This is a genomic window from Amycolatopsis sp. NPDC051061 (assembly GCF_040682935.1).
GTDB lineage: Bacteria > Actinomycetota > Actinomycetes > Mycobacteriales > Pseudonocardiaceae > Amycolatopsis.
The window spans coordinates 263,785-277,548 of the sequence record NZ_JBFBBZ010000001.1; the positions used below are offsets into that span (position 1 = coordinate 263,785).

The following is a 13,764-nucleotide window of genomic DNA, read 5'->3' on the forward strand; positions in this document are numbered from 1 at the left end:
CCGAGCCTAACGTCAGGCGGGACCGCAGTAAGTGACCGCGGCGGTCTCGGTCGCGCTGGGCCGGATCTGCAGCCGCAGCTGCGTCGCTTCCTGCGGTACCGCGAAGGCCAGGGTGACGTGCACCGTGCGGCCCGGCAGCACGTCCTTGCCCGCGTCGGCGATGCCGGTGAACCCCTGGGTCGTGTCCACGACCTGCTTGACCGGGGTGCCCGCCGAGGTGGCGGCGACGGTGAGGCCCGAGAGCTTGTACGTCGTCCCGCCGTCATTGGTCAGTTCGACGTCGAAGGCGGCGCCGCGCGGGCTGCGCGGGTACGCCGACGCGCTCGGCTTGAACGACTCCGGCGAGCCGACCGAGATGGTGACGCCGCTGGCGAACCGGTGGTCGGCGCCGAACTTGAGGTCGTTGCCCGCCTGCGCCGCGCTGGCCCCGGCCTGGCCGCCGCCCGCGCCGAGGGCCGCCGTGCCGTCCTGTGCCGAAGGGACCCCGCACGCCACCGCCAGGGAAAGCAGTCCTGTGGTGAACATGATCTTGCACGTGCGCGCGAGCGCCATCGCGGGTACTCCAGTCGGCGGTTCGGGGTGCCGTTCGGCATCGGTGCGTGCCGGCGAACCCGCTCCACTCTGGCCGTGATCGCGCGTGGTTACGAGCAACCACGGGGGGTTGTCGCGCACCTGGTGCCGCGCCGTGGCCAATCCGTGACCGGAGTGGCACGGGTGGTGACAATCACCGCCGACATGCCACTTAAACCGCGAGCGCGAACAGCAGGATGAAGATCGCCACGCCGACCACCCAGGAGGCCATCAACCAGCCGAAATCGCGGACCGGATCGACCGCGCGGCTCTCCTCGCCGGGCACGTAGACCCCGCGTTCCTCGAACCAGTCGGCCCAGCGGGCGAACCAGCTCAACGGGTTGCGCGACGACATGCTTCACCTCCGGGCACCGGCTTCCCCGTCACAGTACGGGTCCGGCCGTGCTCACCGGAAGTGGCGTGACCGCTCACCGCCCGTGACACGACGTGCCACGGGCGGGTGAACTCCGGCGTTGCTCGTGTAGATCTTCAGAGGACGCCGTTGCGCTGCAGGATCGACACCGCGCGGACGGTCGCATAACCACTCCACTCGAGCTCCGCCGCAGGCGAATAACTCGCGAAGTCGACCCGCCAGCCGCCGTCGCCGTGCTGCTCGCCGGCGAGCCGCTGCAGCTCTCCGTCGATCACGGCGTCCTTGAACAGCGCGCGGGCCGGGCGGTCCGGCAGCGGCGCGAAGTCCAGTGCGCGCAGGGTTTCCCCCTCCGAACCGCCGGCCACCGGGACCAGGCCGTCCGGCGAGACGAACGGCGCCAGCCGGTCCAGCAGCGGGCCCGCCTCGGCGTGGAAGTCGTGGGCCGCGTCCACGAAGCCCACCGCGAACGACAGCGCGATCGCGTGCGGCGCCTCGCTCAGGGCCCGGATTTCGCGGAAGCAGTACTCGGTCGCCGCGGCGAGCCACCGGTGTTCGCGCACCGCTTGGTCGTGGCGGGCGACGCGCAGGGCGACGCCGGCGGCGAACGCCGTGCTCTGCAGCGTGGCCACCGCCGGATCGGCCTGGACCCAGAAGGGCGCGCAGCCCGCCGGGTCCGCCACGGGCAGCGCGAACGGCAGGCCGCCGTCCGGCGTGGAGACCGAAGCCAGCCAGTCGCAGAGCCGGGCCGCGTGCGGGGTGGTGTCCGGCCCGATCTCTTCGAACACCTCGAAGGCGTGGAGAGCGCCGCCGGGCTGGCTCTCCGGCGCCCGCAGGTCGGGCTCGAGGCCCCAGCCGTAGCCCCCGTCGGGGTTGCGATAGCCGTCGACGGCCGCCAGCACGGCATCGGCGTTGATTTCGCCGCTGAGCAGCTCGAAACGGCGTCGGTCGAGGAGCCGGGCGTGCGTCGCCATGAACGACGCCGCCGCGGAAAGGTTCACAGCCATGCGGTCAGCGTCGCACCGCCGTGGCCGCGGGTCTTGAACGGATCGGACCTCACGGCAGCTGTGGCCCGGCCGGGGCGGCGGCCGCGCGCAGCCGCGCCGCGTCCTGGCCGGGCGGGGCGCCGAACAGGCGGCGGTACTCGCGGTTGAACTGCGACGGGCTGTCGTAGCCGACGAGGTGCCCGACGCCCGCGATGTCGCCCGCGTCGGCAAGAAGCAGCGAGCGGGCTTCCTGCAGGCGGATGCGCTTCTGGAACTGCAGCGGGCTCATGGCGGTGACCGCGCGGAAGTGCCGGTGGAACGCGGACGCGCTCATCCCGCTCAGCTTCGCGAGTTCGTCGACCCGCATCGGCTCGGCGTGGTTCACGCGGATCCACTGGATCGCCCGGCCGACGTGGGCCAGACCGCTGTCGGCCAGGCCGATCTGCCGGAGCAGGCCGCCGTGCGGGCCGGTCAGCAGCCGCCAGAGGATCTCCCGCTCGATCAGCGGGGCGAGCACGGGCGCGTCGGCGGGGTGGTCGAGCAGCCGCAGCAGCCGGACGGCGGCGTCGAGCAGCTCGGGGCTCGCGTCCCCGGTCGCGATCGGCGACGCCGGTGGGGTGCGCGAGAACCGGCCGGGCGGGGCTTCGAGCAGCAGCGGGGCGATGGCCGCGGGCCGCAGCGCCAGCCCGAGTCCCAGTGCCGGCGTCTCCGGTGTCGCGCCGACGAAGTGGCCGGTCACCGGCAGGTCGGTGCTGACCAGCAGGTACTGCCCGGCGTGGTAGTCGTGCACCTGCTCGCCGAGCAGCAGGCGCTTGCCGCCCTGGGCCATGACGACCAGGAGTGGCTCGGCCAGCGAGTGGTGCGGCTCGCTGGTGTCCACTTCGGACAGTCGCAGGCCCGGGATCGGCGTGCGCAGGTCGGCGCGCGCGTGGGTGGCGACGAGGTCGCGGAGCTCGGTCAGCACCCTCCAAGGGAAGCACGCCGGTTTGCCGCCGGCAATCGAACTCGCGAGGATCGTGCAAGAGCCGGCGACGAACGATCTACCGGCGAGCTGGCTTTGTGCGGTTTCCTGTGGTGGCCGATCCGACACCTGAGGAGAGTTCCATGCCACTCGACCACTACGTCACCCTCGGCCGGTCCGGGCTGCGCGTCAGCCCGTTCGCGCTCGGCGCGATGACCTTCGGCGAGGACCCCGGCGGCGCCGGGTGCAGCGTCGAGGAGTCCGAGAAGATTCTCGCGACTTACCTCGACCTCGGCGGGAACTTCGTCGACACGGCCAACTTTTACACGAACGGCCACTCGGAGAAGATCCTCGGCGACTTCTTCGCGGCGCGGCCGGGCCTGCGTTCGCACGTGGTGCTCGCGTCGAAGTTCTTCGGCAACATGCACCCGGGCGACCCGAACGGCGGCGGCGCGGGGCGCGCGTCGATCATCGCCCAGCTCGACGAGTCGCTGCGGCGGCTGCGGACCGACCACCTCGATCTGTACTGGCTGCACAACTGGGACCGCCACACGCCGATCGAGGAGACCCTGCGGACCCTCGACGACCTCGTGCGCGCGGGCAAGATCCGCTACGTCGGCTTCTCGAACACCCCGGCGTGGGTCACGGCGCAGGCGCAGACGACGGCGCTGCTGCGGGGCTGGACGCCGTTGATCGCGCTGCAGGTGGAGTACTCGCTGCTGGCGCGGACGGTGGAGGGGGAGCTCTCGCCGTTCGCGCTCGACCAGGGCATCGCGCTGACGCCGTGGAGCCCGCTGAAGAACGGCTTCCTGTCGGGCAAGTACCGGCGCGGGGCCGACGGCGCCGTCGATTCGGCCCGGGCGGCGTACGTCGGTGGTCCTACGGACGAGGAGTACGTCGTCATCGACGAGGTGGCCGCGATCGCTTCGGCGCTGGAGACGACGTCGGCGGCGGTTGCCCTGGCGTGGCTGCGCGCCCGGCCCGGGACGGTGGTCCCGATCGTCGGCGCCCGGCGGCTGGAGCACCTGACGGGCAATATCGAGGGTCTCGAAGTGACGCTTTCTCCTGATCAGCTGGCGCGCCTGGACGAGGTTTCGGCGCCGACGCTGGATTACCCGGCTCCGATGCACGGCGCCCAGCGCGCGATGCTGCAGTTCGCGGGGACGACGGTCGACGGCGAACCGTCCACTGTGTACCCGCCGCTGCTGCAGACTGACGTGCGCTACTGACCGCGGAACGTGCGCCGATAAGTGTCCGGGGGCACCCCGACCGTCCGGTTGAAATGCCTCCGCAACGTCGTCGCCGTGCCCATCCCGACCGCCGCCGCGATCGCGTCGACCCCCGAGTCCGTTCGCTCCAGCAGCTCCTGCGCCCGGCGGATGCGCTGGACCAGCAGCCACTGCAGCGGCGTCGTGCCCGTCGCCGCGTGGAAGTGGCGGGTCAGGTGGCGGGCGCTGACCTTCGCCTGGCGGGCCAGGTCCGCCACCGTCAGCGGCTGGTCGAGCCGGGCCGTGATCCACGGGAGGAGCGCGGACAGGGGGTGGTCGTCGCGGGCGGGGACCGGGGTGGTCACGTACTGGGCCTGGCCGCCCGCTCGGTGCGGGGGCACCACCAGGCGGCGGGCGACCGCGTTGGCCGCCGCCGGGCCGTGGTCGGCGCGGACCAGGTGCAGGCACAGGTCCATCGCCGCCGCCTTGCCCGCCGACGTCAGGACCCTGCCGTTGTCCACGTACAGCACGTCCGGGTCCACCGTCACCCGCGGGAACCGGGCGGCGAGGACGCCGGTGTGCGCCCAGTGCGTCGTCGCGCGCAAGCCGTCCAGCAGGCCGGCCGCGGCCAGCACGAACGCGCCCGTGCAGAGGGACGCCACGCGCGCGCCCGCCGCGTGCGCCGCCCGCACCGCCTCGACCAGGTCCGCCGACGGGTCCGCGTCGACGTCGGCCCAGCCCGGCACGAGCACCGTCCCGGCGCGCGCGAGCCGGTCGAGGCCGTCGTCGGGTTCCAGCAGGAACCGGCCGACCCGGACCGGGCCTGAGCCGCACACCGCGAAGTCGTACCGAGGGTCGTCGCCGAACACCTCGGACGCGATCGTCAGCTCGAACGACAGCATCCCGTCGGTGGCGGCCAGCGCGACGGTGTGCATGTCCGAAAGTGTACGCATCACGTCGTTCCGGACACTGTCGCCGACGTCGAACCACCGCGAGGATTGCCCCATGACTTCGGTACTGGTGTACGGCGCCTACGGGCACACAGGGCGCTTCGTCGTCGCTGAGCTGCGCAGGCGCGGCTTCGAGCCCATCCTGTCCGGCCGCGACGCGGCCAAGCTGCCGGGAGGACGGCCGGCTTCGGTCGACGACCCGGCGTCGCTCGATCGTGCGCTCGACGGCGTCGCGGCCGTGATCAACTGCGCGGGCCCCTTCGCCGCGACGGCCGTCCCGGTGATCGAGGCCGCGGCGCGCGCCGGCGTCCCGTACGTGGACGTCGCGGCCGAGATCGAGGCGAACCTCGACACCTTCGCGCTCGACATCGACACCGTCGTGGTGCCCGCGATGGCCTTCTTCGGCGGCCTGGGCGACCTGCTGGCCACGGCGGCCATGGGCGACTGGACGGCGGCCGACGAGATCCACGTCGCCTACGCCCTCAGCGGCTGGCGCCCGACGGCGGGGACCCTCGCCGCCGGGCAGGTGTCCCGCGACCGCCGCGACGGCCGGCGCGTCCGGTTCGCGGACGGCTGGCTCGAGCACCGCGACGACGCCTTGCCGACGCTCGAGTGGACGTTCCCGGCGCCGCTGGGCCCGCAGCCCGTCTTCGGGGAGTTCTCGATGGCCGACGTCGTCACGATCCCGCGTCACCTCCGCGTGCCCAGCGTGACCAGCTACATGACGGTCAACGCGGCGAAGGACCTGTTCGCGGGCGGCGAGCGCGACTCGGCCGAGAGCTTCGTGGTCGACGTCGTGGTGCGCTCCGGCGGCGAAGAGCGCCGGGCCGTCGCGCGCGGGCAGGACATCTACGCGGTCAGCGCGCCGCTCGCCGTCGAAGCGGTGGAGCGGATCCTGAGTGGACGGACGACGGCGAAGGGCGTCGCGTCGGCGGGGGAGATCTTCGACGCGGCGGACTTCCTGCGCGCGCTGGCCCCGCACATCTCGGTCGAACTCAGGTGAGCGCGGCCCCTCGGTAGCCGCCCGGGGTCGTCGCGTACTCGCGCCGGAAGGCTTTGGCGAAGGCGAACGCCGACCCGTACCCGACGGCCGAAGCCACCTGCGCGAGGGGCTTGTCGGTGTCGCGGAGCAGTTGCGCCGCCGTCGTCATCCGCCAGCGGGTGAGGTAGGTCAGCGGCGGCTCGCCGACCAAGGTGGTGAACCGGCGGGCGAACGCGGCGCGGGACAGCCCGGCCGCGGCGCCGAGCCGCTCGACGGTCCACGCCCGGGCCGGATCGCCGTGGATCGCGGCCAGCGCCCGGGCCGTCACGGGGTCGGCGAGCGCGCCCGACCAGCCGGGCGCCCCGGCCGTCTCGCTCAGCCACGCGCGGAGCATGTACACGAGCAGGGCGTCGACCAGCGAAGGCGCCACCACGGCGGCCCCGGGCGGGTGCGCCTTGAGCTCGTCGCCGAGGAGCCGGACCATCGTGTGCAGCCCCGGGTGGCGTCCCGGCGCGGCGGGCAGGTGCATGACCTCGGGCAGGTCGCGCAGGAGCGGGTGCGGCCGGTGCCGCCGCAGCCGGTACGCGCCGCAGAGGATCGTCGCGGGGGCGCCGGAGCCGGGGAGCGACACGCGTCCGAAGGGCGTCGCCGGCGAAGGGCGCGTGGGCCGGAAGTCGACGAGGGCCGTGCCGGGCGTGGACGTCATGGCGTGCGGGACGCCGCGGCCGAGCAGGGCGACGTCACCGGGGCCGAGTTCGACCGGCTCGAACTCCGGACCGCCGGGCAGCGGGGTCAGCCAGGACGTGCCCGCCAGCACGACGTGGAAGGCGGCGCCGGTGGTGTGGTCGAAGCGCAGGCCCCACGGCGCGTGCGCCTCGGTGTGGGCCGCGACCGGCGTCCCGGCGCGCAAGGCCGCCAGCACATCCGCGAGCACGTCCATCGGCTCACCCTAGCGAGACGCTGGGACAACACAACGCGCTTTTCAGCCATTCACCGTCTCGTCCGACGTGCCTAGCTTGAAGAGATGACAGTGTGGATCGAAGGTGCGACAGGCAAGGCCGGACGGCGCGTGGTGGAGGCGTTGACGGCGGCGGGGGTGCCGGTGCGGGCGGCGAGCCGCCACCCCGGCGAGGCGGACGGCTCGGTGACGCCGGTGCGGTTCGACTGGTACGACGAATCGACGTGGGTACCGGCGGTCGGCGACGCCGAGGCGGTGTTCCTCAAAGGACTCGACAGCGACGACGGCGCGGCCGTGATCATCGCGCGCTTCCTGAGCGCGGCCCCGGCGGTGCGGCGGGTGGTGCTGATGTCGGCGGTGGGCGTCGACCGGACACCGGACCACGCGCCGCGGCGGGCGGTCGAGCTGGCGGTGCAGAACTCGGGCAAGCGCTGGACCATCCTGCGGCCGAGCTGGTTCCTGCAGAACTTCGACGAGGACGAGTGGGTCTTCGCGAGGGCGCTACGCGAACGGGGCGAGCTGTACGCGGGCAGCGGCGAGAGCCGGGCGGGGTTCACCGACACCCGCGACCTCGCCGACGCGGCGGTGAAGGTCCTGACGGAGGAGGGCCACGACGGCCGCGGCTACTCGATCACGGGACCGGAGTCGCTGACGTTCGGTGAAGTGGCGGAGGTGCTGGCCAAGGTGTCAGGCCGCCCGATCCGCCACGTGGACGCGACGCCGGCCGAGCACCGCACGCACTTCGAGAAGTCCGGCCGCCCGAAGGAGTGGGTGGACCACATGCTGCACCTGTTCAAGCTGGTGCGGGCAGGAGTGTTCAGCCCGGTCACGGACGACTTCGAACGGCTGACGAAAAAGCCACCCCGCACCCTGGCGGCCTACGCCGAGGAAACCTGGCAGCCACAGAACCCAAGGTGACCACGGCCGGGGGTCCGGGGGCGGAGCCCGCCGGGCGGGGTCTGGGGGTTGCACCCCCAGGAGATACGACGAAGCGAGGGAGCCCGGCGAAGGCGCGAAGCGCCGAGCAGGGACTCATGAGCGAGCGGATCGTGGGCCCGGAGAGACTCGAACTCTCACTGGCACGGACCTAAACCGTGTGCCTCTGCCAATTGGGCTACGGGCCCCAGCCACTCGGAAGCGTAGCGTGCGGCGTGGCCCGTGCGGCCGCGGTGGGGCGGTCGACTAAGTTGGGGCCCGGAAGTCCCTGCGGCGAGGAGGACACGTGGCCCGCGATCCCGAGACGATCGAGCGTGAGATCGAGCAGGCCAGGACGGCCCTGGCCGCGACGCTCGACCAGCTGACCGTCAAGGCCGACCCCAAGAAGCTCGCGGACGCGGCGCAGCGCGGGGTGCGCGCCAAGCTGGACAACCCGAAGATCAAGTACCCGCTGATCGGCGGGGGGATCCTCGTGCTCGTCCTGCTGGTGCGCAAGCTGCTCAAGTAGCGCTCAGGCGCGGGCCTGCTCCGCCGTCTTCTCGGCGGCGGCAGGCTCGGGCTGGGCCGCCGGCTTGCTCTCCTCGACCGCCTTCGGGAGCTGCTTGCTCGGTGGCAGCTGCGGCTTCTTCTCGGGAGCGGCAGCGGCCGGTTCCTTCTCGGTGATCTGCTGCTTCGGCACGCTGCCGGGCGGCGGGACCTCGAGCGGCGGCAGCTTCGGGAGCGTCAGCCGGGCGGTCATGTATGTCTGGGTGAAGTCCAGTGCGCTGCCGTTGAGCAGGTGCACGACGGTGTTCTTGCCGTCGCCGCCGAGTTCTTCGACCAGCTGGTCGGCCCGGTCGCGCGCGGCGATGATGCCGGGTGCGCGGGCGGTCAGCTCCTTGCCGCGGCCGCTGACCGTGATCGCCCAGTCGGCGTCCTCCTGGACGTACGTCGCCGTGATCGCTTCCACCATCTGCCTCACGCCCCTCTCCATGCCTGCACAACCGTGACGCGGTCGCCGCAATTCCATGACGCTGCTTTTCCAACGACACTGCTTGGAACCGCGCTGCCGCGCCCCCTCTCGGCCGTGAAGGTCCAGCACACTTTCTACCGTGTCTTCAGTACCGTAGAGCAACTCTGTGTCACACGACACGACAGCACTGAGTAACGACCGAATGGCCTAATGCACGCGCAGGTTACCGTGCACGGCTCCGCAGGCCGCTCCACAGCACGTCCATGGCGTATTCGGTGGCCATTTCGGGGCTCACCTCATCGTGTCGCTCGCACCAGATCGCGAGCCGCTCGCACGCGCCGACCACGAATTCCGCGGCCGCTTCGGCCCGCAGCTCGTCGCCGCTGTCGAAGTAGCCGCTCATCAGCGCGGCGATCAGGTCGGTCTGCTGGCGCCGGGTCTCCTCGACCTCGTCGGCGGCCGGCGTGCCGATCAGCGCCATCTCGTGCCGCAGCAGCGACCACGCCTCGCGCCGCTCCCGGATGAAGACGAAGAAGGCCAGCAGGCCGCGGCGCAGAGCGTCTTCGGCGGTGGCCGCGCCGACCGTCGCCTGCTCGGTGACCTCGCGCAGGACCGACCGCGACTCGCGGATGCAGGCCAGCAGCAGGCCTTCCTTCGAGTTGAAGTACTCGTAGAGCATCGGCTTGGAGACGCCCACCAGTTCGGCGATCTCGTCCATGGACGCCGCCGCGTAGCCGCGCGCCGAAAACACCTGCTCGGCGACCTCGACCATCTGCCGCATCCGCTCGGCCCGGGGCATGCGCTTGCGCTTCGCGGTGGTCACGGGCGACACTCTACCGGTAGTAACCTACTCTGAGTAAGGTAGATCGCGGAGCACAGGCAACCGGGAGGCGCGATGGGCAACCGCACGGAGACCGGGGTCGTCATCGTCGGGACGGGGTTCTCCGGTCTCGGCATGGCGATCCAGCTGCGCAAGGAGGGGCGCGACGACTTCGTCATCCTCGAGAAGGCGCACGACGTCGGCGGCACGTGGCGGGACAACAGCTACCCCGGGTGCGCCTGCGACATCCCGTCGCACATGTACTCGTTCTCCTTCGAGCAGAACCCCGGCTGGTCACGCGCGTACTCGCCGCAGCCGGAGATCTGGCGGTACATGCGGGAGGTCGCCGACAAGCACGACCTGCGGAAGTTCATCCGCTTCGGCCAGGAGATGACCGGCGCCCGGTGGGACGCCGACACGAACCGCTGGCACGTCGCCACGGGGGGCGGCGACGAGTTCGTGGCGGGAGCGTTGGTCGCGGGGGTCGGGGCGCTGCACCTGCCGCAGATCCCGGAGCTGCCCGGGATCGAGAACTTCGCCGGCCCGGCGTTCCACTCCGCCCGGTGGCGCCACGACGTCGACCTCGCCGGCAAGAAGGTCGCCGTCATCGGCACCGGCGCCAGCGCGGTCCAGTTCGTGCCGAAGATCGCGCCCGAGGCGGGGGAGCTGACGCTGTTCCAGCGCACGCCGCCGTGGATCATGCCGAAGGCCGACCACGAGATGTCCGGCCGCACGCGCGCGCTGTTCAAGGCGTTCCCGCCGGCCCAGCGCGCCTACCGGAACGTCCTGTACTGGCTGCTCGAAGCGCGCGCGATCGGCTTCAACGGCCAGTCGTGGGTGATGAAGCTCGGGCAGCGCCTGGCCAAGCGCAACATCGACCGCGCGATCACCGACCCGGCGTTGCGGCGCAAGGTCACCCCGGACTACACGATGGGCTGCAAGCGCGTGCTCATCTCCAACGACTACTACCCGGCGCTGGCCCGGGACAACGTCGACGTCGTCACCGACGGCGTGCGGGAGGTCCGGGAGCACAGCGTCGTGGACGCCGCGGGTGTCGAGCACGAGGCCGACGTCATCGTCTACGGCACCGGCTTCCACGTCACCGACGCCTTCGACGACCTGGAGATCGTCGGGCGCGACGGGCGCAACCTGGGCAAGGAGTGGGCGACCGAGGGGATGCGGACGCACCTCGGGATCACCGTCGCCGGCTTCCCGAACCTGTTCTTCCTGCTCGGCCCGAACACCGGGCTCGGGCACAACTCCGTCGTGTTCATGATCGAGGCCCAGATCTCCTACGTCGCCGAGGCGCTGCGGCTGGCCCGTGGGAAGTCCATCGAGCCGAAGCCCGAGGTGCAGGAGCGGTTCAACACCGACATCCAGCGCAAGCTGGCGAAGGGTATTTGGACGCGTGGGGGCTGCAAGAGCTGGTACCTGGACGCTAAGGGCGTCAACCGGACGATCTGGCCGGGCTTCACCTGGCGGTACTGGCTGGACACGCGGAAGGTGCGGCGCGACGACTTCCTGGTCGGCTGAAGTGCCGATGGGCCGTGAAGGCCTCCTTACCGGCCTTTAGAGCCGGCAAGGAGGCCTTCACGGCTTTGGGGAACGGGATCAGCGGGAGACGTAGCGGCGGAGGCGGCCGATCAGGTCCACGGTCGGCAGCTCGCACAGCTCGGCCATGCGCTCGAGCGCCGGCAGGTCGAGCGCGACCTCGGCGGCCCCGTGCTCACCGGCCTGGCGCAGCCGGTCCTCGGCCCAGCGGCGCAACGGCAGCAGGTCCGCGGAGGCGTCGGCGACGACCTTGCGCAGGTCGACGCGGACGCGGCCGGGCTCGTCGACGAACACCCGGCGGTGCACCTTGGCCAGCAGGTCCTGGGGAAGCTCGTCCATCGCGACGCACAGCTCGACCAGGCGCACCACCGAACACTGTCTGGTGCCCAGTTCGTAGGTGGCCAGCGTCTGCAGCGAAATCTCGCTCTGCAGGTGCTGGTTCAGCTCCTTGCGCGTCCACCCTCGGCTGCGCCTGAGCTTGCGGAGCTCGTCTCCGAGTATCCGCTGATAGTCCTCGGCGTCGATCAGCACATCAATGTCCCCTGCCGTGCTCTCCCGCGGCACCGGTACGGAAGTGACAACTTTCCCGTGCAGGTGCACCCTCACCTTTATGTAAGTGCGCAGGAGCCCGGCCCTTACGCGAATCCGGGCATGTCTTTGATACCGATTGCGTGAGTTAGGCCGATCGGGTTAACGGCAGGTGGTCGTGAGTGCAAATTGCACTTTGCAGGCCCCGAAAACGGTCTCAGTGTCCCTGATGGACGGTCGGGATCGAGCCACCCTCAGTTGACGCAGGGGACGCCTTCGGCCGTGATCGGCTTGTCCTCGTCGGCGGGCGGCGGCGCGGCGGCCTGCGACGTCGGGCCCGCGGCCGCGCCGGAACCGGCGCTCGCGCCCGCGTTTGCGCCCTCGTAGTCCGAGCCGAGGAACACCATCACGTGTCCCGTCCGGACGCTCTTGTCCTCCTGGACCGTGGGCGAGCCGCCGAGCGCGTCCGCGACGGCCTGGCCCGTGTCCTTGCCGCCCTTGGGGACCCAGATGACCGTCGTCTTGCGCGCGGTCGCGTTCGCCGTGTCGCCGGAGGTGAAACCCTTGGCTTCGAGGGTCTTCGCGACGGTCGCGGCCTGGCCGGTCTTGCCGGAGGCGTTGCGGACGTCGACCGTGGTCGCCTTGTTCGCGGGGTCGGCCTGCTCCGCCGGCGGCGCCGTCCGGCCCGGCTGCGGCCCGGCGAGGCTCTGGACGAACTGCTTCACCTCGGCCGGGTCGACCTGGATGGCCGTGCCGTCTTCGGGGGTCTTGTACTCGATGTTCTTCACCGGGATGGTGCGGAACTCGAGCTGGCCGCCGGTCAGGCCCTTCATCTGCTGGGCGAACCCGAAGATGTCCCAGTTCTGGTTCAGCACGACCGACTTCTTGATGGCGTCGATCAGGTCGGACAGCTTGCCGGGGTTGGTCAGCGTGCCCGCCGAGAGCACCTTGCGGGCCATGCCGGCCATGAACACCTGCTGGCGGACGACCCGGTCGAGGTCGCCGTTGGGCAGGCCGTGGCGCTGCCGCACGAACTCGAGCGCCTCGACGCCGGAGATCGTGTGCTGCCCCTTGGTGAAGTTCGCGCCGGAGTACTGGTCCTTGACGTTGTTGTTCAGGCAGACGTCGACGCCGCCGATGGCCTTGGTGATCTCGCTGAAGCCCAGCAGGTTGACCGCGGCGTAGTTGTCGATGGTCGACCCGGTGAGCTTCTCGATGGTCTCGATGAGCTCCTTCGCCCCGGCCTGGTTGGCCTTGACGTCGAGCTCCTTCGGATCGGTGACGCCCTGCTTCTGCAGGTCCTTGCGAGCCTGCAGCATCGCCCTGGCGTAGGCGGAGTTGATCTTGTGCTTGCCGTAGCCGGGGATGTCGACGTAGGAGTCGCGCGGCAGCGACATCGCGACGGCCTTGCTGCCGTCGTTCGGGATGTGCACGAAGATCAGCGAGTCGGTGTTGAGCTCGCCGTCGGCGTCGCCGGCGCGCAGCTGGTCGAGCACCTCGCGCGAGAGCGGATTGCCTTGGGCGTCGGTCCGGCTGTCGAGGCCGACGAGCAGGATGTCGCGGGCGCCGTCGGCGGGCTTGTCGCCCCCGCCGCCGTCGCTGATCACGTTCGCGTAGTTCAGCCCGTTGACCAGGCCCTGCATGGCGGCCCACGCGTACCCGGTCAGGCCCATCACCAGCAGCGACACGACGGCCAGCGCGATCTTCGCGCCGCGGAAGGAGTTGCGGCGGGCCCGCGGGGCCGGCCGCGGCTGGGGACGGCGGGCCGGCGCGGCGCGGCGCGCGTCCACCGGCTCGCGGCGCGGTGCCGGGCGGCGCGGCGGTGGAGTGCGCCGGCCTGGCTCGTCCTGCCGGGGCCGGGCGGGGCGGCGGTCGCCTTGCCCGTTCCGAGGCGGGTGATCCACGCGGGCGACTCCTCACTGCTTCGATCAGTGGTGCTAGGGGATGGGACGCATGGTGCCTTCCCCGGGTTGCCGTAGCGTTACACATCCC

General features: G+C 71.5%; 15 protein-coding genes and 1 tRNA gene. 5 read left to right on the plus strand and 11 right to left on the minus strand.

Going from position 1 to position 13,764, the window contains the following annotated elements; all coding sequences use genetic code 11:
- Positions 1-12 precede the first annotated feature (12 nt).
- From AB0N03_RS01355 to AB0N03_RS01370, 4 genes are all read right to left on the minus strand, one after another.
- Complete coding sequence (locus AB0N03_RS01355) at positions 13-552, minus strand: hypothetical protein (RefSeq protein ID WP_364363519.1); 540 nt, start codon at positions 550-552, stop codon at positions 13-15.
- Between the two features lie 190 nt (positions 553-742).
- Positions 743-925, minus strand: coding sequence for a hypothetical protein (locus tag AB0N03_RS01360; protein WP_364363522.1), 183 nt, complete (start codon positions 923-925; stop codon positions 743-745).
- A gap of 134 nt (positions 926-1,059) precedes the next feature.
- On the minus strand, positions 1,060-1,947 hold the full coding sequence (locus AB0N03_RS01365) for a hypothetical protein (RefSeq protein WP_364363525.1): 888 nt from the start codon (positions 1,945-1,947) through the stop codon (positions 1,060-1,062).
- Positions 1,948-1,996: 49 nt separating this feature from the next.
- Positions 1,997-2,890 (minus strand): AraC family transcriptional regulator, encoded by an 894-nt coding sequence (locus tag AB0N03_RS01370; protein ID WP_364363528.1) that lies wholly within the window; start codon positions 2,888-2,890, stop codon positions 1,997-1,999.
- Positions 2,891-3,030: 140 nt separating this feature from the next.
- Here AB0N03_RS01370 and AB0N03_RS01375 point away from each other — a divergent pair, with 140 nt between their 5' ends.
- Complete coding sequence (locus tag AB0N03_RS01375) at positions 3,031-4,116, plus strand: aldo/keto reductase (RefSeq protein WP_364363531.1); 1,086 nt, start codon at positions 3,031-3,033, stop codon at positions 4,114-4,116.
- Here the strand turns inward: AB0N03_RS01375 and AB0N03_RS01380 are convergent.
- Positions 4,110-5,030 (minus strand): helix-turn-helix domain-containing protein, encoded by a 921-nt coding sequence (locus tag AB0N03_RS01380; protein WP_364363534.1) that lies wholly within the window; start codon positions 5,028-5,030, stop codon positions 4,110-4,112. The genes AB0N03_RS01375 and AB0N03_RS01380 overlap by 7 nt on opposite strands.
- A gap of 70 nt (positions 5,031-5,100) precedes the next feature.
- Here AB0N03_RS01380 and AB0N03_RS01385 point away from each other — a divergent pair, with 70 nt between their 5' ends.
- Positions 5,101-6,048 (plus strand): saccharopine dehydrogenase NADP-binding domain-containing protein, encoded by a 948-nt coding sequence (locus AB0N03_RS01385; RefSeq protein WP_364363537.1) that lies wholly within the window; start codon positions 5,101-5,103, stop codon positions 6,046-6,048.
- Here AB0N03_RS01385 and AB0N03_RS01390 read toward each other — a convergent pair.
- Entirely contained in the window at positions 6,041-6,967 is a 927-nt protein-coding gene (locus AB0N03_RS01390; protein ID WP_364363540.1) for an AraC family transcriptional regulator, read from the minus strand. The two genes, AB0N03_RS01385 and AB0N03_RS01390, sit on opposite strands and share 8 nt — an antisense overlap.
- A gap of 84 nt (positions 6,968-7,051) precedes the next feature.
- On the opposite strand from AB0N03_RS01390, the gene AB0N03_RS01395 reads away from it, so the two are divergent.
- Complete coding sequence (locus AB0N03_RS01395) at positions 7,052-7,903, plus strand: NAD(P)H-binding protein (RefSeq protein ID WP_364363543.1); 852 nt, start codon at positions 7,052-7,054, stop codon at positions 7,901-7,903.
- Positions 7,904-8,035: 132 nt separating this feature from the next.
- Here AB0N03_RS01395 and AB0N03_RS01400 read toward each other — a convergent pair.
- A tRNA-Leu gene (locus AB0N03_RS01400) sits at positions 8,036-8,109 on the minus strand.
- Between the two features lie 98 nt (positions 8,110-8,207).
- Between AB0N03_RS01400 and AB0N03_RS01405 the strand changes: the two genes are divergently transcribed.
- Entirely contained in the window at positions 8,208-8,429 is a 222-nt protein-coding gene (locus tag AB0N03_RS01405; RefSeq protein WP_364363546.1) for a DUF3618 domain-containing protein, read from the plus strand.
- A 3-nt stretch (positions 8,430-8,432) separates the two neighbouring features.
- Here the strand turns inward: AB0N03_RS01405 and AB0N03_RS01410 are convergent, their stop codons facing one another.
- Both AB0N03_RS01410 and AB0N03_RS01415 read right to left on the minus strand, forming a co-directional pair.
- Complete coding sequence (locus AB0N03_RS01410; RefSeq protein WP_364364241.1) at positions 8,433-8,873, minus strand: hypothetical protein; 441 nt, start codon at positions 8,871-8,873, stop codon at positions 8,433-8,435.
- Positions 8,874-9,096: 223 nt separating this feature from the next.
- Entirely contained in the window at positions 9,097-9,696 is a 600-nt protein-coding gene (locus tag AB0N03_RS01415; protein WP_364363549.1) for a TetR/AcrR family transcriptional regulator, read from the minus strand.
- A 72-nt stretch (positions 9,697-9,768) separates the two neighbouring features.
- On the opposite strand from AB0N03_RS01415, the gene AB0N03_RS01420 reads away from it, so the two are divergent.
- Complete coding sequence (locus AB0N03_RS01420) at positions 9,769-11,226, plus strand: NAD(P)/FAD-dependent oxidoreductase (RefSeq protein WP_364363552.1); 1,458 nt, start codon at positions 9,769-9,771, stop codon at positions 11,224-11,226.
- Between the two features lie 78 nt (positions 11,227-11,304).
- On the opposite strand, the gene AB0N03_RS01425 is transcribed toward AB0N03_RS01420, so the two are convergent.
- Both AB0N03_RS01425 and AB0N03_RS01430 read right to left on the minus strand, forming a co-directional pair.
- Complete coding sequence (locus AB0N03_RS01425) at positions 11,305-11,775, minus strand: helix-turn-helix domain-containing protein (RefSeq protein ID WP_364363555.1); 471 nt, start codon at positions 11,773-11,775, stop codon at positions 11,305-11,307.
- A 251-nt stretch (positions 11,776-12,026) separates the two neighbouring features.
- Positions 12,027-13,445: an LCP family protein gene (locus AB0N03_RS01430; protein WP_364364244.1), complete on the minus strand. Its 1,419-nt coding sequence runs from the start codon at positions 13,443-13,445 to the stop codon at positions 12,027-12,029.
- Positions 13,446-13,764 lie beyond the last annotated feature (319 nt).

Bases quoted from the DNA above. Each gene is read 5' to 3' on its own strand.
- AB0N03_RS01410 (WP_364364241.1), bottom strand. From the start codon at position 8,873: ATGGTGGAAGCGATCACGGCGACGTACGTCCAGGAGGACGCCGACTGG.
- AB0N03_RS01380 (WP_364363534.1), bottom strand. From the start codon at position 5,030: ATGCACACCGTCGCGCTGGCCGCCACCGACGGGATGCTGTCGTTCGAG.
- AB0N03_RS01365 (WP_364363525.1), bottom strand. From the start codon at position 1,947: ATGGCTGTGAACCTTTCCGCGGCGGCGTCGTTCATGGCGACGCACGCC.
- AB0N03_RS01360 (WP_364363522.1), bottom strand. From the start codon at position 925: ATGTCGTCGCGCAACCCGTTGAGCTGGTTCGCCCGCTGGGCCGACTGG.
- AB0N03_RS01385 (WP_364363537.1), top strand. From the start codon at position 5,101: ATGACTTCGGTACTGGTGTACGGCGCCTACGGGCACACAGGGCGCTTC.
- AB0N03_RS01375 (WP_364363531.1), top strand. From the start codon at position 3,031: ATGCCACTCGACCACTACGTCACCCTCGGCCGGTCCGGGCTGCGCGTC.
- AB0N03_RS01420 (WP_364363552.1), top strand. From the start codon at position 9,769: ATGGGCAACCGCACGGAGACCGGGGTCGTCATCGTCGGGACGGGGTTC.
- AB0N03_RS01355 (WP_364363519.1), bottom strand. From the start codon at position 552: ATGGCGCTCGCGCGCACGTGCAAGATCATGTTCACCACAGGACTGCTT.
- AB0N03_RS01390 (WP_364363540.1), bottom strand. From the start codon at position 6,967: ATGGACGTGCTCGCGGATGTGCTGGCGGCCTTGCGCGCCGGGACGCCG.
- AB0N03_RS01430 (WP_364364244.1), bottom strand. From the start codon at position 13,445: ATGGGCCTGACCGGGTACGCGTGGGCCGCCATGCAGGGCCTGGTCAAC.
- AB0N03_RS01395 (WP_364363543.1), top strand. From the start codon at position 7,052: ATGACAGTGTGGATCGAAGGTGCGACAGGCAAGGCCGGACGGCGCGTG.